The organism is Arthrobacter sp. YAF17, assembly GCF_052113365.1.
GTDB lineage: Bacteria > Actinomycetota > Actinomycetes > Actinomycetales > Micrococcaceae > Arthrobacter.
The window spans coordinates 1-20,554 of record NZ_JBFRDB010000023.1 but is presented as its reverse complement, the minus strand read 5'-3'; the positions used below and the strand labels follow the sequence as shown (position 1 = coordinate 20,554).

Sequence of the window (20,554 nt, the reverse complement as noted above, 5' to 3'; positions counted from 1 at the left end):
GGAGATCACCCCATCGCCGGTTGCCGAGGTTCCGGCTACATTGGTCCCGGTTAGATACTCACACCGGAATGCGCCAGATCCAGGCCGCCGCCGGTTAGGCTGATGCACGAAAAGGGGGATGCCGCTATGGCAGGAAACTTGTGGGGCGCCGACGTCGCCCAGTTGCGCACACTGGCGCAACAGTTCGGCAAGACGTCCGAGACGCTGCTGCAGCAGTCCACCACCCTGACGTCGGCCATCAACGGCAACACGTCCTGGAAGGGCGCCGACGGCGCCCGCTTCACTTCCGAGTGGAACAGCAGCCACCGCGCCCTGATCCAGAAGACCGCGTTCGCCCTCAAGGCGGAGTCCAAGCGGCTGCTGACCCACGCCGAGCAGCAGGAGAAGGCCAGCAACTCCGCGACCGGGGCCGGCGGCGGAGTGGGTGCCCTGGGCGGCGCGCGCAACGGTGACGGCGCGTTTGCGCTCCTCGGCGGAGCGCTGGCCGGCGGAATCGGCGGTCTCCGGGCCGCAATGCTGATTCAGAAATACCTCAAGGCCCCGCTCACTCTCGCCAAGCACACCGGCCAGCTTGGCTGGGTCCTCAAGAACCAGCGTGCGGATTTCATCAAGTCCTTCGTGCAGGGAAAGCACCGGATCGGCGGCCCGGGCTTCGCCCCGCACCGCCTGATCAGCAACCCTGCCCTCGACGACCTGCTCAAGGGCTCGGCGGTGGCGAACCGCGGCCTCGCCGCGATCGACAAGGCCTCCGACATCGCTTCGCTGAAAAACCTCAACAAGTACATCGGACCGTTGGGCAAGTTCGAGGGGTTCTTCGCGGAAAAGCCGTGGATCGGCGCGGGGACAAAGCTTGAATGGCTCGGGAAGTCCGGGCTTGCCAGGGGCCTTGGCTGGGCAGGCGTTGGCTTCAGCGCCGTCGACTCCGTGCGGAGCTTCGCCGACGGCGACATCAAGGGCGGCGCGGCGAGCCTCGGAAAGACGGCGCTCGGTATTGGCTGCTTCCTGCCGCCGCCCGCCGGAACCGTCTGCCAGGTGGCCAGCGTCGGGATCGCCGTCTACGAGAACTGGGACACCATCTCCAGCGTCGGCCAGAACATCGGCGAAGGCGTCGTCAACGCTGTGAAGGACCCCGGGAAATTCGTCAGTGACGCGGCCGATAACGTCAAAGATGCCGGCAAATCCGTGGCCAAGTTCTTCGGCTTCGGGGGTTAGGAGACCCACATGACTGTCCAGAATGAGACCCAGCAGGAGCCTCGGCTCGGCGTCGACGTGATCGGCTTTGGCGTGGGCGAATTCGCCTACCTGCTCAACGTGTTCGAAGGTACCGCGCGGGACCGTTCGGTCAGCGTCTTCCGCGCCCAGGACATGGTGGACGACGTCACACTGTCCACTGCCGGCGCATCGTCCCTGATGGCCCGGGACCTGGCCACCATCGATGACGACGGCGACCTTGGCGTCACCGGGGTCGCCGCCGCCGTGGCCACGGCCCTTGGGCAGGCAACCCGGTGGACGGAGGTTTCCCTGCTGACCGCGGACACCATGGACAACGTCGTGCTGATCGAAGCCCCCGACGTGGCCCTGATGCTGCAGCCCCGACTGCTGGGAACCTGGTTCGTTTTTGCCCAGGACCCCGCCATCAGTTCCGCCGAGGCGACCCTCCGCCTCGTCCGCCAGCACGTCGAGCAGAATCCCGGCGGTTCCGCCTACCTCGTTTTCAAGACCCTCGACGCCGACCGCCACCTGCTGGTCCGCAGCGAAGGCGACACCTGGACAATCGGCATCCCGGACTTCGCCACCGACGAGGTCGCGGAGACGGAAGGCCTGGACGACGGCGGGCTGCTGAGCGCCGTCGAGGAGTTCCGTGGCCAGGCGTAGCCGGGACGTGCCCCAGGAACCCGGTTACACGCCCGGCCGGACCGGGGAAGAGGACCTGATCCACCGCCGGGCCGAGAACGGCGAACTGGTGGCCTACACGCCGGACGAGTATGGGGTACGGAAAGATTCCGGCGTCGGCATCATCAAACCTGTCAACAGTTCCAACGGCATTCTGTTTCTCGCAATCCTGCTGACCGCTGCAATGGGCGGACTTGTCTACTTTGTCGTCCAAGTCATCAGGCAGGACGCCTGGCAGATCGCGGGCGAGGTGTGGTGGGTCTTTCCCGCCTGCATCTTCCCCTTCGTCGCGGCCTGGTACAGCTACGCCAAGGAACGCAAGGCCGAGAAACTACGCAGGGACCGCAACCTGCCCCGGCCGGTCGACTAATACGAAAGTAGGGGTGGTCAGGCTGCATTGGCGGCGGTGATGGTGACGTTGAATCCGAGGCTCTTGAGTTTCTTGATGGCGTTGTTCTTGGCTTTGATCGGGTCCAGGCGGGTGAAGTGGTCGGCGCCGGGGTCGGCGTAGCATTCGCCGTCGGCGAGCATGTGCCAGACGGCGGTGAGGATGGAGTGTTCGACGGCCACGGTGGCTTTCATGGGTCCGCGGCGGGCGGCGACGCGCCAGTATTTTGCGGCCAGGTAGGTGTTCTTGCTCCGGGAAGCGGACAGGGCTGCGATGCCCAGGGCGCCTTTGAGGTATTTGTTGCCGGGCAGTATGTGCGCTGACTTGATCCGTCCGGCGGATTCGTTGGCGCCGGGACAGACGCCGGTCCAGGAAGCGAGCCGGCCGGGTGTTTCGAAGCGGGACATGTCCGCGCCGGTTTCGGCGATGATCACGTCGGCGACTTTGAGTGAGACTCCGGGGATGGTGGCCAGGAATTCCCTGGCGGCACGAAAGGGCTCCATCGCTTCCTCGATCCGCCCGGTGAGCGCGTCGATGATGCGGGACTGGGCATCGATCTGGTCCAGATGCAGCCGGGCCATGAACGCGTGGTGTTCCTTGAAGCGGCCGGTGAGGGCCTCCACGAGCTCGGGGATTCTGGAGCGCAGGGTTCCTTTGGCGAGGCCGGCGAGGACCTCTGGGTCCCGTTCCCCGTTGACGAGGGCTTCGAGCATCGCCCGGGACGAGACCCCGGTGAGGTCCGAGACCACGGAGGAGAGCTTGATCCCGGAGCCTTCCAGGAACTTCTCCAGGCGCTGGATCTCGCGTGTCCGGTCACGGGTGGCGATGGACCGGGCCCGGGTCAGGTCCCGCAGTTCACGGATCGGCTGCTCCGGGACGAACGAGGCCCGGAGCAGCCCGTGCGCACCCAGCTGGGCCAGCCAGGCCGCGTCGGAAACATCGGTTTTGCGGCCCGGGATATTCCTTGCGGCCTTGGCGTTGACCAGCATCACCGGCAGCGTTTCTTCGAGGAGATAGAAGAAGGGTTTCCAGTAATCGCTCGTGGCTTCCATCACGACCGTTGTGACGTGCCCGCGTTCCAGGAAGTCCCGCAGGGCAAGGATCTGGCCCGTGGTTGCGCCCCAGGTTGTGACCGTGGAGGTGTAGGTTCCGGCCCGCTGCCCGGGAAGCCGGAGACAGACCTTCGCGTCGCGTTTGGAAATATCCAAACCGGCAGCCCGCTCGTGCACGATATCCATGACTGTTCCTCCTGACACCTTGACCTCGTTATGTCGGCGTCGGCCGCGGGGAGGACAGGGAAAACAGAGGAATCTAACACTCGTGCTCCAAGGGCAACAATCCACGGTTCCCGTGGAAGCCCTCCGCGCCACGCTAGCCCACAGGCTCAACCACGGCACCATAGACGAACCGGCGTCCACCGCGGCAGACACCATCATGATCCGCCCGAAACCTCATCCGCGGCCAGAGCCCGGGGCGAGGCAACCGCATACTTTCTCCAACCACGGCGCGACAGCGACGCTGGACCGCTAGCACCGGAAAGGGCACCACTCGGCGCCAGTTGGACCGGGCGGTGACGTAACCGACTGCGCAGCGGAGCCGGCAAAGTCTAAACTGGCAAAATGACTACAGCAGCTACTCCGTCCGTTGGACTTGTCGGTTGGCGTGGCATGGTCGGCTCCGTCCTGATGCAACGCATGCAGGAAGAGGGCGACTTCGCCAGCATCAACCCGGTATTTTTCTCCACCTCAAATGCAGGGGGTGCGGCTCCGGCTTTCGCTGAGGGTGCCGGCAAGCTGGAGGACGCGTTCGACGTCGATACCCTCGCCAAGCTGCCGATCATCGTGACCGCACAGGGCGGCGACTACACCAAGCAGGTCCACGGCGAGCTCCGCAGCCGTGGCTGGGACGGTCTCTGGATCGATGCCGCCTCCACGCTGCGGATGAACGACGATTCGATCATCGTGCTGGACCCGATCAACCGCGACGTCATCGACAAGGGCCTCGCCAACGGCACGAGGGATTTCATCGGCGGCAACTGCACCGTCTCCTGCATGCTCATGGGCCTCGGCGGGCTGTTCAAGAACAACCTCGTCGAGTGGGGCACCTCCATGACCTACCAGGCTGCCTCCGGCGGCGGCGCCCGGCATATGCGCGAACTCCTGAACCAGTTCGGCACGCTCAACGCGCAGGTCAGCTCGGAACTGGAGGATCCGGCGTCGGCCATCCTGGACATTGACCGCAAGGTCCTGGCCCACCAGCGCACCGACATCGATGCCTCGCAGTTCGGCGTCCCGCTGGCCGGCTCGCTGATCCCCTGGATCGACGCGGACCTCGGCAACGGCCAGTCCAAGGAAGAGTGGAAGGCCGGGGTGGAGACCAACAAGATCCTCGGCACCTCCGGCGACGAGCACATCATCATGGACGGTCTGTGCATCCGCATCGGCGCCATGCGCTCGCACTCCCAGGCACTCACGCTCAAGCTGCGCGAAGACCTCTCCGTCGCCGAGATCGAGAAGCTCCTGGATGCGGACAACGAGTGGGCAAAGGTGGTGCCCAACACCAAGGACGCTTCCATGGCGGACCTCACCCCGGTGTCCGCTTCCGGCACCCTCGACATCCCGGTCGGCCGCATCCGCAAGCTGGAGATGGGACCGCAGTACATCAGCGCTTTCACGGTGGGCGATCAGCTCCTGTGGGGCGCGGCCGAACCGCTCCGCCGCATGCTCAACATCGCGACCGGCACACTCTAGGGGTTCACCACCCACGTCAGGTACCGAGGAATCTCCGGTACTTTGCGGCCTGCAGCTCAAAGGATCTTTGGGCGGCGGGCCGCAGTCCGTTAACGTCGTCGAAGGGCTCGGGAACAACCACCATCGCCCCGCCGTTGCGGGACGCGTCCCAGGTGCCGACGACCTGGCCGCCGGCAACAATCGTCTTCCGGAATACGCCGTTCCCGCCCGGCACGATCTTGTTCGCATGCTCCGGCGGCAACACCAGCGACCGGTCCGTGTAGCCGAGCAGGAATTCGTCGAATCCGGGCAGTGCCAGCAGCAGGCGGCCCGCGGGGACGCCGTCGTCGAGCAGTGCAGCCGTCTCCGGGGAGAGCCAGTAGCTGGTCCCCTCGAACTTCAACTCCACCAACTGGTCCGACACCCGGGCCAGTGCCGTGCGGACCTCTGTCAGGGGGATGCCGGACCACCAGGAAAAGTCGCGTTCCGTGGCGGGCCCGTGGCTGCGCAGATAACGCAGCAGCCACTCGGCGATGCCGTCCGCACGGTCCAGGACGCGCGACTCGGTGATCCAGTCGTCGAAAGCAACGACAAGTTGCTGGTTGCCCGCCAGAGGACCCTGCACCAGCCAGCCCCGCTGGCACAGCATCCCCAGCAGGTGAATGCCGCGCTGGCCGGCCGTGGACTGGCCCGCCTGTTCGAAGGCCTGGAACAGTTCCGCCCGGCTGGCGGCCGCCCCGCCGGAGACCAGCTGCAGCGCGGTTTCCGCCGCGGCATCGACGTCCGCAGCATCGATGTCGAGCTCCCGGTGGCGCCCGGCCATGCCCCGGATCAGCCGATCGGAGGTAATGGCCAGCATCCATTTCAAGTCTTCGGGAGCCATCAGGTGCAGTGTCCCGCGCATCGGCCACGACCGGACGATTTCCCCCCGGTCCAGGGCGCTGCGGACATCAGCCACGCGGGAACCCGGCACCCGCTGGCCGACTGCCCAGAGGGCGGCCTGCAGGTCCTGCGCCTGCATCGCTGTCATCCAGCGCACTGCTGCCGCCGCGCTGCGGAACCCGGACCCCGCCAGGCCCTGCGACGCCAGCCGCAGCCGTCCCAGGATCCCCCGGCTGAGCCGGACGCGCGCCGTTGCTGTCATGCACCCATGCTAGGACTCCTGACGGCTGGTTCCCAGCAGCCTTCCAGCCGGACTGCCTACCCTTGTTGGATGACCATGAGTGAGATGTGGCCGCTGCTGCGGCCCCTGAGCAGGAGGCTGGCCCTGCTGGGCTGGGCATCCAGCGCAGCCGGCATGACCGCCGGACTCGCCCTTGCCATTGCCAGCGGAACACGGCTCTCGCCGATGATGAGCACCATGCAACTCGTGGCAATGGTGTCCATGGCTGTGGCGGTGGTCAGCTTCGTCACTGCGGCCTCGCTACAGCCGCGGCCCCGGGTGTCCGACGCCGGACCACCGGAGAGCCCGGAACCGGGGGGCCTGCCGGACACCGTGCAGAGTTTCCTGCTCGGCTCGGTGGCCCTGCTGGCCGGGGCTGTCGTCTTCGCCCTTGCGGGCTTCCTGCTCCGCAGCGGACCCAGCGTCCAGTCCGTGGCGTTCTGCCAGGTGTTCTTCCTGGGCGCCGCCGCGTCCGGCTTCACCTTTATGCTCTTCAGCAAGGTCTCCCCGCACCGCGGCAGGAACTGACCGCCCGGCAGTAGCGGTGTGTCCTAGAGCTCCACGCCGATCAGCAGCGGTTCCGGATGAAGTTCGATCCCGAAGCGTTCGACGACGCCGCGGCGCACCTCACGCGCGATCGCCAGCAGGTCCGCCGCGCTGGCCGATCCCCGGTTGGTGATGGCAAGGGTGTGTTTGGTGGACAGTGAGGCCCGGCCGCCGGAAACGCTGTCCGGTTCGAGCCCGAATCCCTTGCCGTAGCCGGCCTGGTCGATCAGCCAGGCCGCGGAGAGCTTGGTCAGCCCGTCGGCGCCGCCCGGGTACCGCGGCGCGCCTTCGGGCAGGTCGGCTGCCACCTCTGCGGGCACGATCGGGTTCGTGAAGAACGAGCCGGTGGAGTAGGTGTCCCGGTCCGCTGCGTCCCACACCATGCCCTTGGATGCCCTGAGCCGCAGCACCTCGCGCCGGACATCGTTGGAATAGGCCCGCTGGCCGGCTTCGACGCCAAGCGCCCGGGCCAGCTCGGCGTACCGGACGGGGGCGCTCATCCGCCCCAGGGGCAGCTGGAACTCGACCGTGAGCACGACGTAGCGCGGGGAGCCGTTCACGGTGGTCTGTTTGAGGATCGAATCGCGGTAGCCGAATTTCAGCTCCGAGTTGGTGAAGGTCTGCACGGCGTTGCGGTGCCGGTCCCAGGTCCGCACGGCGGCGATGGTCTGGGAAACGTCCGAGCCGTACGCGCCGACGTTCTGGACCGGGGTGGCCCCCGTGGCGCCGGGGATGCCGGAGAGCGCCTCGATGCCGGACCAGGCGTGCCGCACCGCGTGCTCCACCAGCGCGTCCCAGTTGTGGCCGGCCTGCACCACAACGGCGACGCCGCCGCAGGAGTCCTCCGCGCTGACCGTGAAGCCCTCTGACGCGATCTTCAGGACGGTGCCGGGGAACCCGTCGTCGGACACAAGCAGGTTGGAGCCGCCGCCGATGATCAGCAGCGGTTCGCCGGCCGCATCCGCGGAACGGACGGCCTCGATGATCTCGGCCTCGGTGCGGGCCTCGATGAAACGGCCGGCGGGGCCGCCGACGGCGGCCGTGGTCAGGGCGGAAAGCAGAGTCTGGGTCACCCGACCAGCCTAGCCGGGTTCCGCTGCGCACCCCTAAGCACCGTCGAAGTCAGGTGAGCTTCCGGGCCACCGGGGAGAGCAGGAAGCTGACAACGAGCATCACCATCACGGCCAGCAGGGAGTGCAGGATGCCGACGTGCTCCGCCAGCAGGCCCAGCAGGGGCGGGCCGCAGAGGAACGCGCCGTAGCCGATCGTGGACACCACGGAGACCCGGGCGGCCGCCTTGACCGGGTCGTCAGCGGCGGCGGACATGCCCACCGGGAAGCCCAGTGAGGCGCCCAGTCCCCACACCGCGAGGGCCACATAGGCCACCCAGGGCACCGGCGCGAAGACGAACAAGCCAAGGCCCAGCACGGCCAGGGCAGCACACCAGCGCATCACCGGGACGCGGCCGAAGCGGTCCAGGACCACCGTGCCCGCGAACCGGCCTATGGTCATGAACGTGACGAAGAGGCCGTACCCGGCCGCGCCGGCGGCGTCGGACTGGCCGTGGCCGTCGGCAAGTGCGAGCGCCACCCAGTCCCCGGCTGCTCCCTCGGCGAGGGCGAGCCCCAGCACGAGGACGCCCAGCAGGAGTGTCCGGCGGTCCCGCCAGGCCTGGGCGATCTGGCGTTTGTTGTCCAGCGGCTGATCGGGCTGGTCCGGGGCCGGCCGGATGATCGGGATCGGCCCGGTGGAGGGATCCTCGAACGTGTCGAGTTCGGCCGGCTTGAAGGTCTGCCCGCCCTCCACCGGAGTGACGTCGGCGCGGAACCACGATGCGGCAGTCGCGACCGAGCCTGCGACGAGCAGTCCCACGGCGCCGAAGTGCCAGAAGACGGGCACCCCGGCTCCCGCGGCCCAGGCGCCCGCACCGGCGCCGGCAACAGTGCCGAGGCTGAAGGCGCCGTGCAGCCGCGGCATGATGTGCCGGCGGACGGCGCGCTCCACGGCGGCACCCTCGACGTTCGAGGCGGTGTTCCAGCTGGCGGTGCCGAGTCCGATCACGGCCAGTCCCGCGGCGACGGCGAGCGGGTTGACCAGGACGGAGGTTCCCAGGCCCGCGAGGACCAGTCCGGCGCCCACCATGATGCTGCCGATCCGGATGGTCTGTTTCGAGCCGAACTTGAGCACGATCAGCCCCGATGCGGAGACCGAGATGAAAGACCCCAGCGTCATGCACAGCAGCAGAAGCCCGATGTTCCCCGGGGTGAGGTCCAGCCCGTCGCGGATGGCCGGCAACCGGGACACCCAGGTGGCGAACGCGATGCCGCTGACCGCGTAGGCGGCCACTACGGCGTTACGCCAGTGGGTGACCTCGGCGGACTGGCCCGTGCTCACGCTCATTCCAGCGCCATACGGTCAGGCCAGCCTGACGACGGCCTGCGCCTTCATCAGCACCTTCTGGCCGGCCGACAGGACCGTAAGGTCGACGCGGGCGGTGCCTGCCTCGGCGTCGAGCGCCCCGATGGCTCCACTGATCTCGATCACGGCGCCGGCGTCCGGCGTTCCGGTGGTGTCGGCGACCGGGACCGGCTTGGTGAAGCGGGTCTGGAAGTCGACGACGGCAGCGGGGTCGCCGGCCCAGTCGGTGACGAGCTGGACGGCGGAGCCCATGGTGAACATGCCGTGGGCAATCACGCCGGGCAGTCCCACACTGGTGGCGAAGGCCTCATTCCAGTGGATGGGGTTGAAGTCGCCGGAGGCACCGGCGTACTTGACGAGGTCCGTGCGGGTGACGTCGATGCTGCGGCTGCCGATGTCCTGGCCGACCGTGAGTTCTGAGAATGTGGGGGTCATGGCTACTGTCCCTCTCCGCGGACCAGGATGGATGAGGTGGCGGTGGCGACGGCTTCACGCGAATCGTCGCCGGCCGCTGCTGCGCCTGCGGTAAGGGCGAAGATTTCCGAGCGGGTGGTGATCATGGCCCCGCCGCCCATCGCACGGACGCCGTCGACGTGGAGTTCCGCAACCAGCCGGTCCCCTGCCACGATCGGACGGTGGTGGACAAAGCGCTGGTCCGCGTGGACCACGCGGGAGAAGTCGATGCCGGAGTCCGGGTCCTCGATCAGCTGGGCGTCGGCCCGCTGGGCGACGATGATCGCAAAGGTCGGCGGTGCCACGACGTCGCGGTGCCCCAGCGCCGCGGCGGCCTCCACGTCGAAGTGCGCGGGGTGGGTGGCCTTGACCGCGCGGGCGAACTCGCGGATCTTCTCGCGGCCGACGTCGTACACCTCTGCGGCAGGGTAGCTGCGCCCCTGCAGATCCGGATTGATAGTCATGGATCCAGCCTATCGCCACGCCGCCCGGCCACCTGCGACGATGACGGGGGTGAATAGAAAGGCGAACTGCGGTATGATGAAAACATCATTTCATCAATTCATGGCCGGCCCTGGAATTGCGGCGATGAGAAAGGACAGGCAGCGATGATTACAGCCGCTCAAACCCCCTTGTACGAGATCAAGGCGAACCTGTTCAAGGCCCTCGCCCATCCAGCGCGGATCCGGGTGCTCGAGCTGCTGTCCGCGGCGCCGGACTACTCGGCGCCCGTCAGCTACCTGTTGGCCGAAACCGGCCTCGAAGCGTCCCACCTGTCACAGCATCTCGCCACGCTGCGGCGCCACGGGGTGGTGAGCTCGTCCCGGTCCGCCAACGCCGTGACGTACCGGCTGGCGCATCCGAAGATCGCCGAGCTGCTGGCCATCGCCCGGACCTTCCTCCTCGACAGCCTGGCCGATTCCAATGAGCAGCTCAAGCTCGCACAGGGACTGCCGAGCGAGCATCTCAGCGCTTCCGATTCATGAGTCCCGCCCGGGCGCCCCTCCGCCGGTTCCTGCCGTCCCGCCGTGACTACGACGGGCTTCGCTCCTCCTGGAAAACGGATCTGCTGGCGGGCATCACCGTGGGGATCGTGGCCCTGCCGCTGGCGCTGGCGTTCGGGGTGAGTTCCGGCGTCGGCGCCGAATCGGGACTCATCACCGCCGTGGTGGCCGGCCTGGTGGCGGCTGTCCTGGGCGGCTCGCACGTCCAGGTCTCCGGTCCCACCGGAGCCATGGTGGTGGTGCTCGCCCCGGTGGTCGCCGTCCACGGCGCCGGCAGCATCCCCTTGGTCTCGCTGATGGCGGGGTTCCTGGTGGTCATCCTGGGCATCAGCGGCCTGGGCCGGGCGGTGGCCTTCATCCCGTGGCCCGTGGTGGAGGGCTTCACCCTCGGCATCGCCGCAATCATCTTCCTCCAGCAAGTTCCGATGGCCACCGGCACCGAGGGGACACCGGGCCACAATACCGTGCTGGCCGCCGTCGAGGCCGTCTCCGGGGCCACCCTCCCCACGGTGCTTCAGACGCTCGGCGTCGTCGCGGTCGTCGCCGCGGTGATGATCCTGCTTCCGAAGCTGAACAAGGCCCTTCCCGCGAGCCTGATCGCAGTGCTCCTGGCCACCGTGGCCGCGGAGCTGCTGCAACTGGACATCCCCCGGATCGGGGCGCTGCCGGATTCTCTGAACGCACCGTCGGTACCGGCCCTCGATCCAGACGCGGTGGGCGGGCTGCTGATGCCTGCGGTGTCCATCGCGATGCTGGCCGCCATCGAATCCCTGCTCTCCGCACGGGTGGCTGCCGGCATGGTCGGCCCCGACGGCAGGCCCTCCGGGACGTACAGCCCGGACCGGGAGCTCACAGGGCAGGGGCTCGCCTCCGTTGCCGCCGGGTTGTTTGGCGGCATGCCGGCCACGGGCGCCATCGCCCGGACCGCCGTCAACGTCCGCTCCGGCGCCCGGACCCGGCTGTCCGCAATGGTGCACGCCCTGGTGTTGCTGGCCATCATCTATCTGGCGGCGGGACTCGTCGGGAAGATCCCGCTGGCGGTCCTGGCCGGAATCCTGATGGTCACGGCCACTCGGATGGTCTCGATGCACACGGTGACCGCCGTCCTGCGCTCCACCCGCGCCGACGCCTTTGTATTCGTCCTGACGGCCCTCATCACCGTGGTCTTCGACCTGATCGTGGCCATCGAGATCGGGCTGGTCGCCGCGGCCCTCTTCACGCTGCGAAAGTTCGCGTCACTCAGCGGGGTCAAGCGGGAGGAAATCCCGGGAGCACGCCAACCCGGGGACGAACACATAGCGATCCTCCGGCTGGACGGGGCCATGTTCTTCGGCGCAGCGGAACGCGTCCTGCAGGAAATCAGCCAGGTCAAGGACATCCAGGTGGCCATCATCCGGCTGTCGCAGGTGCGGATGCTCGACGCCACCGGAGCCCACACGCTGGTGGAGGTCATCTCGGCGCTGGAGCTGCGCGGGGTGACGGTCCTGTTGAAGGGTGTCCAGCCGCAGCACCTCGAGCTGGTGACCAATGTCGGGGTGATCCGTTCACTGCGCCACCACAAGCATCTGTTCACGTCCCTGCCCGAGGCCGTGGAGCATGCCCGCAGCCACGTGCGCCGGAACGCCGCCGCTAACGTTTGAGGTTTTTGCGGATCGTCTGGCCGCGGACCACGATCCCGGCAATGTGCAGGACCAGGCCGACGCCGATGACGGCGAGGGAGGCAACAGCGAGGTCCTGGTTGCCGGAGCTGTTGCCGATCAGGTTCAGGACAATGCCGACGCCGAGCATGCCCATGGCGCTGAAAACCAGCACCTTGTAGGTGGTTGACGCGGAGTCCCAGAATTCTTTCAGCACCGTGCCAGTCTACTGGGCCGTTGGTCTCGGTTTGCCGCTCAGAACAGGGACTCCTGGACCGCCGGAACTTCCGAGCCGTGGTCGCCGAGTTCGATGGTCCGGGCCTTCATCTGCCCAAGGTTGACGACGAACTCAAGGTCGGCGCCGTCGAGCCTGGCCAGTGCGATGCTGCCGCTCAGCGAGTCGATCCGGAACCCGTGGGTTCCCGTGCTGAGCTCGTGCGGGTAGGCGTGCCGGACGGCCGGCGCGCACGCCGCATCCGAGAGGCCCGGCCGCTGCCAGGGCTCGTCGACGACCTCGAACCCGCCGTCCCCGGCGCCGACCAACAGGTCCCGGACGCCGCCGGCAAGCCTGCTGTTCACGGCATCGAGTTCGGCGGCGGGGGCCGGCCCGGCCAGGGCCGCGGCCTTGGCAGCCGACCGGACCTGCTGCGGAAGGCCGGCGTCGCGCGTCACGATGTCTTCGAGGATCCTGACCACCCGGCCGTCGTCGGCGCGGGCGACGTAGCGGGCGACGACGGCGCCTTGTTCGGCGAGCCTCTTCCATTTCCGCAGGTCCGCGGCCGTACCCACCTTGCTGGCGCCGCCGGCGAAGGTGGCGACGTACAGCCAATGCGGCTGCATCAGGTAGGCGCGCAGCCCGGGCGGAACGCGTCCGCCGCGGTGGAAATCGTGGATGAGCCGGGAATCGTCCACCACGAAGCACCGCTCGCACTGGCTGCCCTTGACGGCCAGTGCCCTGGCCGGGCAGAGGACGTGGTCCCGGTCAGCGGGCCCGTGCACCTGGTGGTGCCCCAGGCAGTACTTCCCCGCTGCCGCGAGGCGGAAGCCCAGCCGGGTGCCGGCGCGGAGCGGCAGGTCCGTGCAGCCGCCGTCGGGGTCCTGCAGGCGCATCACCGGGTGCCCGTCGTCGGGGGTTCCGGCTATCCCCGGTTCGTCCGGTTCAGCATCCCAAAAGACCCCGTGGACCAGATAGCTTGTATCCGTCACGGGGTCTCCTTGGTTCGGGGGCTGGCTAGAGGGCCGGCTGCACCCCAAAGGCTACCGCGAGCTTCATGATCTTTTCGGCGCGGCCCAGGCGGGGCAGGTCCGAGCCGTCGCGGATGACGCGGCCGTTGGCCTCGAAGTCGGCCATGAAGTCAGTGGCCCAGGCGACGTCGGACGGCGTCGGGCTGATGACCTCGTTGATGACGTGGGTCTGGTCGATGGCGAGGCAGAGCTTGCCGGTCATGCCCATCATGACGGTGATGCCGGTCTGCTCGCGCAGGATCGGGTGGTTGGTGCCGACCGTGGGCCCGTCGATGGGGCCGGGCAGGTTGCCGACGCGGCTGGCCACGACCAGCTTCGCGCGGGGGTAGGCCATGGCCTCGGGGGTGGCGGCCATGCCCGTGTCGCGGCGGAAGTCGCCCGAGCCGAAGGCGAGCCGGAACGCGCCCTGGGCCCTGGCGATGTTGTTGGCCTCCTCGATCCCGACGGCGGACTCGACGAGCGGGATGACCGGGGTCTTGCCGTCCATGCGGTGGAAGCTTTCGGTGACCTGGTCCGCGGACTCGGTCTTGGCGAGCATCACGCCGAGCAGGCCGGGCGTGCCGCGGAGCCCGGCGAGGTCGTCGGCCCAGAAGGGGCTCGTGGCGTCGTTGATCCGGACCCAGGCAGTGCCGCCGGCGGTCAGCCAGTCCACGACGTTGGCGCGGGCGGCGTCCTTCTGGGAGGGGTCCACCGCGTCTTCGATGTCCAGGATGATGGCGTCCGCGCGGGACACGGCCGACTGGTCGAAGAGTTCGGTCTTCATTGCGTTCACCAGCAGCCAGGAGCGGGCGATTTCGGCCGGAATGTTGCGTTGAGGCCGGACGGTCCCGGCGGTGGTTGTGGAGGTCATGTATCTACGCTAACCGTTCCGGGGTGCCTCCCGCGAAGTATTCCGGCCCTCGGAAGCGACCAATACGACCAAAATCACGTCCCCGCCCAAGGAACTGGCAGCTAAGGCCGTTTTGGGCGCCCAAAACGGCCTTAGCTGCCAGTCAGCCGGGTGGGACGGCAGAAACGCTAGGGGATGTTGCTGCCCCGCGCCGTCACCCAGAGCCGGTACCACTCGGTCCGGGTCATGGATGCTGCCACCGCGGCCGCGTCGGCGCAGGCGCGGATGCGGTCCGGATTGGCCGTGCCGATCACCGGGGCAATGCCGGCCGGGTGCTTCATCAGCCAGCCGAGCAGGATCGATTCCCCGGTGGTCTCCTTCTCCGCCGCCAGTTGCACTACGAGCCTGGTGGTTGCCTCCTCCGCTGCCGACGGCGCCGGGGCCGGCGCCCCGGTGTAGAGGCCCCGGGCGAGGGCGCCGTAGGCCTGCAGGGTGATCCCGTGCCGGACGCAGTGCTCCACCGTGCCGTGCGGGAAGCTATGGTCCGTGCCCTCGGCGTGGTTGACCAGCACCGTGCTCTCCAGCCAAGCGCGTTTGAGCAGGCTCATCTCCAGCTGGTTGGCGACCACCGGGGTCTCGAGCCGGTCCTGCAGGACCTCGATTTGCGCGCCTGACATGTTGGACACGCCCAGCGCCCGGACCTTGCCTTCGGCCATCAACTGCCCGACGGCGGAGGCAACCTCCGCGGGGTCCATCAGCGGGTCCGGACGGTGGAGCATCAGCACGTCGACGTAGTCCGTGCGGAGCCGGGTGAGGCTTTCGTTGACGCGGGCCAGGATGGCGTCCCGGCTCAGGTCGTAGTAGCCCTTCAGGCCGTCTTCGTTGAGCCGGATGCCGCACTTGGTCTGCAGCCGGATGCGTTCGCGCAGCCCCGGCGTGCCGGCCAGCACCTCGCCGAACACCGCCTCGGACTTGCCGGAACGGTAGATGTCCGCATGGTCGAAGAGGGTGATGCCAGTTTCGAGGGCGGCATCGACGGCGGCTGCCGCCTCGTCCACGTGCGCGGACGAGTACGGCTCCGACGACCAGCTGCCGCCAAGGCCCATGCAGCCATAAATCAGCTCCCGGGCCGGCTGGCCTGCTGCCACCATTCCGTCCGTGGCGCTCACCGCAGCCAGACGGTGGTGCTGCCCGGCAGGAGATTCCCGTCCAGGGGTCCGCTGCTGAGGAGCACCGTCCCGGCGGGCAGCTCGACGGGCATGTCACCGAAGTTGGTTACGGTCTGCCAGCCGCCGGGGCGGCTGAAGTGCAGCACGTCGGGGCTTGCCGCGGTGTGCCATTCCAGTTCTTCCGAAGTCTGCAGCTCGCGGCGCAGCTTCAGTGCCCGGCGGTAGAACTCAAGTGTGGAACCGTCGACGCCGTCCTCGGCTGCGACGGCGTAGCGGCTGAACCAGGCCGGCTGCGGCAGGTGCGCGCCGCCGTCGCCGAATCCGAAGGAGCTGCCCTCGGCGGCCCAGGGCAGCGGAACCCGGCAGCCGTCCCGGCCGATCTCCACGCCCTTGTTGCGGAAGAAGGTCGGGTCCTGGCGCTCCGCATCCGGGATGTCCGCGACTTCCTGCAGCCCGAGCTCCTCGCCCTGGTACAGGTACGCGGAGCCCGGCAGCGCCAGCATCAGCTGGGTGGCCGCGCGGGCGCGGCGCAGGCCGAGTTCGACGTCGAGCTCCTCAGCCGGGGCGCCGGCCAGCAGCCAGCCCTTGCCGTCCTGGCCCTTGGCGTGCTTGCCGCCGCCCTTGGGCAGGCCGTAGCGGGTGGCGTGCCGGACGACGTCGTGGTTGGAGAACACCCAGGTGGAGGAGGCGCCGGACTCGGCGGCCTCGGCGAGGTTGCGGGTGATGATCTCGTGGAACTCTTCGGCGTCGAAGTCGGCCTGCAGGAGGTCGAAGTTGAACGCCTGGCCCAGGCCCTCCGGGCTCGCGTAGCGGCCGCGGCGGCTGGCGTGGACCCAGGCCTCGGCGACGGCGGTGCGCGGCGGGTTGTACTCGTTGAAGACCTCGCGCCATTCGACGTAGATCTCGTGGACCTCGTCGCGGTCCCAGAACGGGTGCGAGCCGTCGTCGAAGCCGTCAGTGCCGCTGTTGGCCACGCTCAGCTCGGCCTTGGACAGCAGCGGTTCGGTGAGGTCCTTGGTGAGGGCGTGCGCGACGTCCACGCGGAAGCCGTCCACGCCGCGGTCGGACCAGAAGCGCAGGGTCTTGAGGAAGTCGTCGCGGATTTCGCGGTTGGACCAGTTCAGGTCCGGCTGCTCCTTGGCGAAGATATGCATGTACCACTGGCCGGGAGTGCCGTCCGGCTCGGTGATGCGCTCCCAGGCGGGACCGCCGAAGACGGACTCCCAGTCCGACGGCGGGATTTCGCCGTTGTCGCCCTGGCCGTCCCGGAAGATGTAGCGCTCCCGCGCGTCCGAACCTCTCGGCGACGCGAGGGCTTCCTTGAACCAGGCATGGCGGTTCGAGGAGTGGTTCGGAACGATGTCGGCGATCAGCTTGATGCCGGCCTCGTGCAGGGCTGCGGACATCTCAGCGAAGTCCGCCAGCGTGCCGAGCTTGGGGTCGACGTCGCGGTAGTCGTCGACGTCGTACCCGCCGTCGGCGAGGGCCGAGGGGTAGAACGGGCTGAGCCAGACGGCGTCGATCCCGAGTTCCTTCAGGTACGGGACCTTCGCCGTGATGCCCTTGATGTCGCCGAGGCCGTCACCGTTGGAATCGGAGAAGCTGCGCGGGTAGATCTGGTACACGGACGCCTGGCGCCACCAGTTGGGATCGGCGGCGAGGTCGGAACCGGACAGGGTGGCCAGCGTTGCGGTGTTGGACAAAGGGGGATCCTCCGGGCTCGGAACTGGGGCTCTGGTAATTTAGATACAAGGTAAATATATTGCCTGAACAATTATGGGTCCGGATCCGGGAGAGGTCAACATTTGAAGCCGACGGCAGCCGCCGCCACACCCCAGCTGCTGCGCCGGGTGAATGCCCAGTCGGTGCTCGCCGCCGTCCGGACCACGGAGGTGGCCACCGGGACCGAGCTGATGACCCGGACAGGGCTGACGCGGGCCTCGGTGATCGCCGTCTGCGAGGACCTGATCCGGCGCGGCTGGATCCGCGAGCTGGACCCCCGCGGCGAGGAACAGCCCCTGGGCCCGCGCAAGGGGCGTCCCGCCCGGCGGTTTGAGCTCAATGCGACGGCCGGCTTCGTGCTGGGCATCGACATCGGCGCCGCCACCACGACCGCGGCAGTCGCGGACCTCCGCGGCACCGTCGTCGGGCGCTCCAGCGAAAGCTTCCGGGCCACGGACATCCCCGCCGAGGAGCGGATCGGCGTCGTTGACCGCGCCTGCCGGCAGGCGCTGGCGGCCGCCGGGAGCGGCCCCGGCACGGTCCTAGCCGTCGGGGCGGGCATCGCAGCGCCGGTGGACCGTGACGGCAAGGTGCTGGGGACCCAGCACTTCTGGAGCCTGTTCGACGTCGGGCTCCGCGCGGCGCTGAAGGAGCTGCACGGCTGGGCGGTGCTGCTGGAAAACGATGCGAACCTTGCCGCCCTCGGCGAACGCTGGCGGGGGTCCGGGGCCGGCGTCGACGATCTGGTGGTGCTGCTGGCTGGTGAGCGCCTGGGCGCCGGGGTGCTGGAGTCCGGGCGGCTGCTGCACGGCCGCGGCGGCGCTGCCGGTGAAATGGGGTACCTGGACCTCGTGGAGGGCGTCGGCTCCAGCGACGGCATCGCCAGCCTGGCCCGGCAGTGGTCGGCGGCCGGCGGTGGTCCCGCCGGCGGCGGCGTGGCGAGCGCGCGGCGCGTCTTTGAGGATGCCGCCGCCGGGGATCCCGCGGCGCTGGCCATCCTGGACCGGATTTCGGACCGGATGGCCCGGGTCATTGCCACCGTAGCGAGCTTCATCAACCCCGAGCAGGTAGTGGTCGGCGGCGCCGTGGCTGAATCAGCAGGGGCGCTGCTGCCCGGGATCACTGCCCTGCTCCCCCGTTATACGGCGACGCCCCCGCGCGTGACCGTCTCGCCGCTGGGTGACTCCATTGTCACGGTCGGCGCGATCCGGCACGCCTTGGACTACGTCGAGGCGAACGCTTTGGAGCTGGAGCTCGGCCAGTAGGACCGGCGCTTTGCGGGACCATGGACTTTGCTCAAGATTAGGCAACGATTCGCTACCTAAGACGAAAGTTTGGTGCAAGTTGCCGGATCTGCCGGTGTGCCGTCCGTAGACTGACCTCACTTCCCGGTCTCCCCGGCCGCCCCGCTGAGCATTCAGTGGGGCGGCGGTCTCATGAAAGACACCTTGTGAATTCAATACGGAAGACGACGGCGCTTCTGGCGGCGCTAGTCGTCACTCTTGCCTCGCTCACCGCTGCGCCGCTCTCGACTGCTCTCGCTGATCCGTCGGCGGCCCCGACCCCGACCTCGTCGCCTGCGGCGACCCCGGCGTCCGTGCCGGCCCCGGCTGCCTCCCCCGCAGCCACGGCCAGCCCGACGCCGGCATCTCTGCCTGCGTCCGGTCCGGCGCAGGCGCCCGCGCCCGCGCCCGTGAGCGCGAGCGCGAGCCCGGAGTCCGCGCACGGTCATTCCGTATATTCCGAGGCTTCCGGGGACAAACCGTTTATCGATCACACGTTTGAAACTCCGCTACCCACCGGCCCCAAGGGCATCACCGCCAGGAAGAGTTCCACGGAGGCGTACTCACTTTCCCGGCGAGGCGACATTAAGGTGAAGCTGGTCATGGTCCAGCTGGCCGACCGGCAAGCGAGCATCCCGGAGGCGGCCGCGCGGGCCGCAATCAACACGAGCAGCGAGTACTGGCAGGCCATGTCGAACGGCCGGCTGTCCATGAGCGTTGCCAGCGTTGAAAACAGGACGAGCAAGGCGACCTCCACGCAGAGCTATTCATCGATGATGAACACGATCGCCGGAGAAATCGGGTGGGTCCCCAGTTCCTATACGGCCCTCGTGGTGTTCGTCTCCACACCCACACTCTCCGACGGGGCCTACGGGGCGGGCTGGAGTTACAACGGAACCAGCGGACGAGTCCTCATGCCGCTCCCGGCGACGCTTACCAAGAGCGTCCTCACCCACGAGTTCGGGCATGTCCTGGGGCTGATGCACGCCAACAGGCTCCGCTGCACCAACGGAGCAGTGGACACCGCCAGCAACCCAGATGGGTCATTCGCCAACAGTTCGTGCAGCATCGAGGAATACAAGGACAACCTTGACCTGATGGGAGTGTCGCAGGTCAGCCAGCCGGTAGTCAGCTCCCCCACTTATGAATTTGGTGGTTTCGGCTCCGGCAATGAGGTCAGGGACCTGGGGAAGGCGTCCGGCAAGAACTCCTATCAGTTGAAGGCCTGGGGAAGCGCGGACGACAACCGGGCCATCAAGTTCACGGACCCCATCAGCGGCGAAGCCTACTATCTCGAACTCCGTCTTCCCGTGGGAAACGACGCCGCAACGGCGCTCGGCGGCAATCGCGGAGTCAAGGTCGTCCAGTCCTCCGGCGCAGGTTCCATCGCCCTGCAACCCAGCACCACGACCTTCAACGGCTACTACAGCTACAACCAGACCTGGCAGCCGGGACAGACCTTCACCACCCACGCCGGAACCCGCGTAACCATCGACTGGATCTCCAACTCCGGCGCTGGGGTCACGATCACGGCCGTCCAAGTCCCGAAGGGAAGTTTTGACGCCCTTACCTTCGGCAAAACGGCCTCTGGTGCGTCTCTCAAAGTGGCGGGTTGGGCTGTAGATATGGCAGATCCGACGGTTGCCACCGAGGCCCACATATATGTCACCGGCCCGGATGGTGTGAAGACAGGCTACGCAGTTTTGGCCAACGAAGCCCGCCCAGACGTGGATAAGGTCTTGGGTTTGGGCACGAACCACGGTTTCATCAAGACCATCGGCGTGAGTGCCCCAGGAAATTACCAAGTGTGCGCGTACGCCATCGGCAGGTTCGACAATCTCTCGCTGGGATGTAAGAGCCACGCTATCGCCGGCGTTCCTTCGCCTCTGGGGTCCCTGGACGTGACCCGAATCATCGCAACTTCCACCGGCGCGGCCCTGACCATCCGCGGCTGGACCCTGGACCCCGGCACCCCAGCTCAGTCAATCCCCGTACACATCTACGTCACCGCACCCGACGGCAAAACCCAGGGATACCCCTTCACCGCCAACCAGGCCCGACCCGACGTCAACACAG

Annotated in this window: 20 protein-coding genes; 9 read left to right on the top strand and 11 right to left on the bottom strand. The window is 67.9% G+C overall.

Translation table 11 applies throughout. From position 1 onward, the window contains the following. Positions 1 to 126 precede the first annotated feature (126 nt). The 3 genes from AB4Y67_RS16420 to AB4Y67_RS16410 are packed head-to-tail and all read left to right on the top strand — an operon-like array spanning position 127 to position 2,263. Complete coding sequence (locus AB4Y67_RS16420) at positions 127 to 1,212, top strand: hypothetical protein (RefSeq protein WP_441406827.1); 1,086 nt, start codon at positions 127 to 129, stop codon at positions 1,210 to 1,212. Between the two features lie 9 nt (positions 1,213 to 1,221). Beyond that, positions 1,222 to 1,875 carry a hypothetical protein gene (locus AB4Y67_RS16415; protein ID WP_441406826.1) on the top strand — a complete coding sequence of 218 codons (654 nt, stop codon included), beginning with the start codon at positions 1,222 to 1,224 and terminating at the stop codon, positions 1,873 to 1,875. Then, positions 1,862 to 2,263, top strand: coding sequence for a hypothetical protein (locus tag AB4Y67_RS16410; RefSeq protein ID WP_441406825.1), 402 nt, complete (start codon positions 1,862 to 1,864; stop codon positions 2,261 to 2,263). The genes AB4Y67_RS16415 and AB4Y67_RS16410 overlap by 14 nt, the downstream gene beginning before the upstream one ends. 17 nt (positions 2,264 to 2,280) lie before the next feature. Here the strand turns inward: AB4Y67_RS16410 and AB4Y67_RS16405 are convergent, their stop codons facing one another. Continuing rightward, positions 2,281 to 3,519 (bottom strand): IS110 family transposase, encoded by a 1,239-nt coding sequence (locus tag AB4Y67_RS16405; protein ID WP_441406824.1) that lies wholly within the window; start codon positions 3,517 to 3,519, stop codon positions 2,281 to 2,283. Between the two features lie 381 nt (positions 3,520 to 3,900). Between AB4Y67_RS16405 and asd the strand changes: the two genes are divergently transcribed. Continuing rightward, the gene (gene asd / locus AB4Y67_RS16400) at positions 3,901 to 5,031 is read left to right on the top strand and encodes an aspartate-semialdehyde dehydrogenase (RefSeq protein WP_441406823.1); all 1,131 of its coding nucleotides are present in this window, start codon (positions 3,901 to 3,903) and stop codon (positions 5,029 to 5,031) included. Between the two features lie 16 nt (positions 5,032 to 5,047). Here the strand turns inward: asd and AB4Y67_RS16395 are convergent, their stop codons facing one another. Next, positions 5,048 to 6,154 carry a winged helix DNA-binding domain-containing protein gene (locus AB4Y67_RS16395; protein ID WP_441406822.1) on the bottom strand — a complete coding sequence of 369 codons (1,107 nt, stop codon included), beginning with the start codon at positions 6,152 to 6,154 and terminating at the stop codon, positions 5,048 to 5,050. Between the two features lie 69 nt (positions 6,155 to 6,223). Here AB4Y67_RS16395 and AB4Y67_RS16390 point away from each other — a divergent pair, with 69 nt between their 5' ends. Continuing rightward, positions 6,224 to 6,700 (top strand): hypothetical protein, encoded by a 477-nt coding sequence (locus tag AB4Y67_RS16390; RefSeq protein WP_441406821.1) that lies wholly within the window; start codon positions 6,224 to 6,226, stop codon positions 6,698 to 6,700. A gap of 23 nt (positions 6,701 to 6,723) precedes the next feature. Here AB4Y67_RS16390 and AB4Y67_RS16385 read toward each other — a convergent pair whose 3' ends face one another. From AB4Y67_RS16385 to AB4Y67_RS16370, 4 genes are read right to left on the bottom strand one after another with little or no spacing between them, the layout of a single operon-like run. After that, positions 6,724 to 7,791 carry a UDP-N-acetylmuramate dehydrogenase gene (locus AB4Y67_RS16385; RefSeq protein ID WP_441406820.1) on the bottom strand — a complete coding sequence of 356 codons (1,068 nt, stop codon included), beginning with the start codon at positions 7,789 to 7,791 and terminating at the stop codon, positions 6,724 to 6,726. Positions 7,792 to 7,840: 49 nt separating this feature from the next. Beyond that, positions 7,841 to 9,118: an MFS transporter gene (locus AB4Y67_RS16380; RefSeq protein ID WP_441406819.1), complete on the bottom strand. Its 1,278-nt coding sequence runs from the start codon at positions 9,116 to 9,118 to the stop codon at positions 7,841 to 7,843. Positions 9,119 to 9,133: 15 nt separating this feature from the next. Then, positions 9,134 to 9,571, bottom strand: a complete 438-nt coding sequence (locus AB4Y67_RS16375; protein WP_441406818.1) for a MaoC family dehydratase — start codon at positions 9,569 to 9,571, stop codon at positions 9,134 to 9,136. A gap of 2 nt (positions 9,572 to 9,573) precedes the next feature. After that, on the bottom strand, positions 9,574 to 10,053 hold the full coding sequence (locus tag AB4Y67_RS16370) for an FAS1-like dehydratase domain-containing protein (RefSeq protein ID WP_441406817.1): 480 nt from the start codon (positions 10,051 to 10,053) through the stop codon (positions 9,574 to 9,576). A gap of 144 nt (positions 10,054 to 10,197) precedes the next feature. Between AB4Y67_RS16370 and AB4Y67_RS16365 the strand changes: the two genes are divergently transcribed. Then, the gene (locus tag AB4Y67_RS16365; RefSeq protein ID WP_441406816.1) at positions 10,198 to 10,575 is read left to right on the top strand and encodes an ArsR/SmtB family transcription factor; all 378 of its coding nucleotides are present in this window, start codon (positions 10,198 to 10,200) and stop codon (positions 10,573 to 10,575) included. Beyond that, positions 10,572 to 12,233, top strand: coding sequence for a SulP family inorganic anion transporter (locus tag AB4Y67_RS16360; protein ID WP_441406815.1), 1,662 nt, complete (start codon positions 10,572 to 10,574; stop codon positions 12,231 to 12,233). The genes AB4Y67_RS16365 and AB4Y67_RS16360 overlap by 4 nt, the downstream gene beginning before the upstream one ends. On the opposite strand, the gene AB4Y67_RS16355 is transcribed toward AB4Y67_RS16360, so the two are convergent. The 5 genes from AB4Y67_RS16355 to AB4Y67_RS16335 form a co-directional block, all read right to left on the bottom strand. After that, on the bottom strand, positions 12,223 to 12,447 hold the full coding sequence (locus AB4Y67_RS16355) for a DUF3188 domain-containing protein (RefSeq protein WP_441406814.1): 225 nt from the start codon (positions 12,445 to 12,447) through the stop codon (positions 12,223 to 12,225). The genes AB4Y67_RS16360 and AB4Y67_RS16355 overlap by 11 nt on opposite strands. 38 nt (positions 12,448 to 12,485) lie before the next feature. Further along, positions 12,486 to 13,436 carry a DUF2797 domain-containing protein gene (locus AB4Y67_RS16350; RefSeq protein WP_441406813.1) on the bottom strand — a complete coding sequence of 317 codons (951 nt, stop codon included), beginning with the start codon at positions 13,434 to 13,436 and terminating at the stop codon, positions 12,486 to 12,488. Positions 13,437 to 13,461: 25 nt separating this feature from the next. Beyond that, entirely contained in the window at positions 13,462 to 14,325 is an 864-nt protein-coding gene (locus AB4Y67_RS16345; RefSeq protein WP_441406812.1) for an HpcH/HpaI aldolase/citrate lyase family protein, read from the bottom strand. Positions 14,326 to 14,492: 167 nt separating this feature from the next. Further along, complete coding sequence (locus AB4Y67_RS16340; protein WP_441406854.1) at positions 14,493 to 15,455, bottom strand: aldo/keto reductase; 963 nt, start codon at positions 15,453 to 15,455, stop codon at positions 14,493 to 14,495. A 14-nt stretch (positions 15,456 to 15,469) separates the two neighbouring features. Further along, complete coding sequence (locus AB4Y67_RS16335) at positions 15,470 to 17,176, bottom strand: glycoside hydrolase family 13 protein (RefSeq protein ID WP_441406811.1); 1,707 nt, start codon at positions 17,174 to 17,176, stop codon at positions 15,470 to 15,472. Positions 17,177 to 17,278: 102 nt separating this feature from the next. Here AB4Y67_RS16335 and AB4Y67_RS16330 point away from each other — a divergent pair, with 102 nt between their 5' ends. Continuing rightward, positions 17,279 to 18,460: an ROK family protein gene (locus AB4Y67_RS16330; RefSeq protein WP_441406810.1), complete on the top strand. Its 1,182-nt coding sequence runs from the start codon at positions 17,279 to 17,281 to the stop codon at positions 18,458 to 18,460. Positions 18,461 to 19,068: 608 nt separating this feature from the next. Next, positions 19,069 to 20,554, top strand: a 1,486-nt coding sequence (locus tag AB4Y67_RS16325) for a M43 family zinc metalloprotease (RefSeq protein ID WP_441406809.1), incomplete at its 3' end; no start/stop codon positions are given.

What these genes read in the sequence shown, in the direction of transcription:
- AB4Y67_RS16345 (WP_441406812.1), bottom strand. Translation starts at nt 14,325, where the DNA reads ATGACCTCCACAACCACCGCCGGGACCGTCCGGCCTCAACGCAACATT.
- AB4Y67_RS16375 (WP_441406818.1), bottom strand. Translation starts at nt 9,571, where the DNA reads ATGACCCCCACATTCTCAGAACTCACGGTCGGCCAGGACATCGGCAGC.
- AB4Y67_RS16380 (WP_441406819.1), bottom strand. Translation starts at nt 9,118, where the DNA reads ATGAGCGTGAGCACGGGCCAGTCCGCCGAGGTCACCCACTGGCGTAAC.
- asd (WP_441406823.1), top strand. Translation starts at nt 3,901, where the DNA reads ATGACTACAGCAGCTACTCCGTCCGTTGGACTTGTCGGTTGGCGTGGC.
- AB4Y67_RS16405 (WP_441406824.1), bottom strand. Translation starts at nt 3,519, where the DNA reads ATGGATATCGTGCACGAGCGGGCTGCCGGTTTGGATATTTCCAAACGC.
- AB4Y67_RS16420 (WP_441406827.1), top strand. Translation starts at nt 127, where the DNA reads ATGGCAGGAAACTTGTGGGGCGCCGACGTCGCCCAGTTGCGCACACTG.
- AB4Y67_RS16415 (WP_441406826.1), top strand. Translation starts at nt 1,222, where the DNA reads ATGACTGTCCAGAATGAGACCCAGCAGGAGCCTCGGCTCGGCGTCGAC.
- AB4Y67_RS16370 (WP_441406817.1), bottom strand. Translation starts at nt 10,053, where the DNA reads ATGACTATCAATCCGGATCTGCAGGGGCGCAGCTACCCTGCCGCAGAG.
- AB4Y67_RS16365 (WP_441406816.1), top strand. Translation starts at nt 10,198, where the DNA reads ATGATTACAGCCGCTCAAACCCCCTTGTACGAGATCAAGGCGAACCTG.
- AB4Y67_RS16340 (WP_441406854.1), bottom strand. Translation starts at nt 15,455, where the DNA reads ATGGTGGCAGCAGGCCAGCCGGCCCGGGAGCTGATTTATGGCTGCATG.
- AB4Y67_RS16390 (WP_441406821.1), top strand. Translation starts at nt 6,224, where the DNA reads ATGACCATGAGTGAGATGTGGCCGCTGCTGCGGCCCCTGAGCAGGAGG.
- AB4Y67_RS16395 (WP_441406822.1), bottom strand. Translation starts at nt 6,154, where the DNA reads ATGACAGCAACGGCGCGCGTCCGGCTCAGCCGGGGGATCCTGGGACGG.
- AB4Y67_RS16360 (WP_441406815.1), top strand. Translation starts at nt 10,572, where the DNA reads ATGAGTCCCGCCCGGGCGCCCCTCCGCCGGTTCCTGCCGTCCCGCCGT.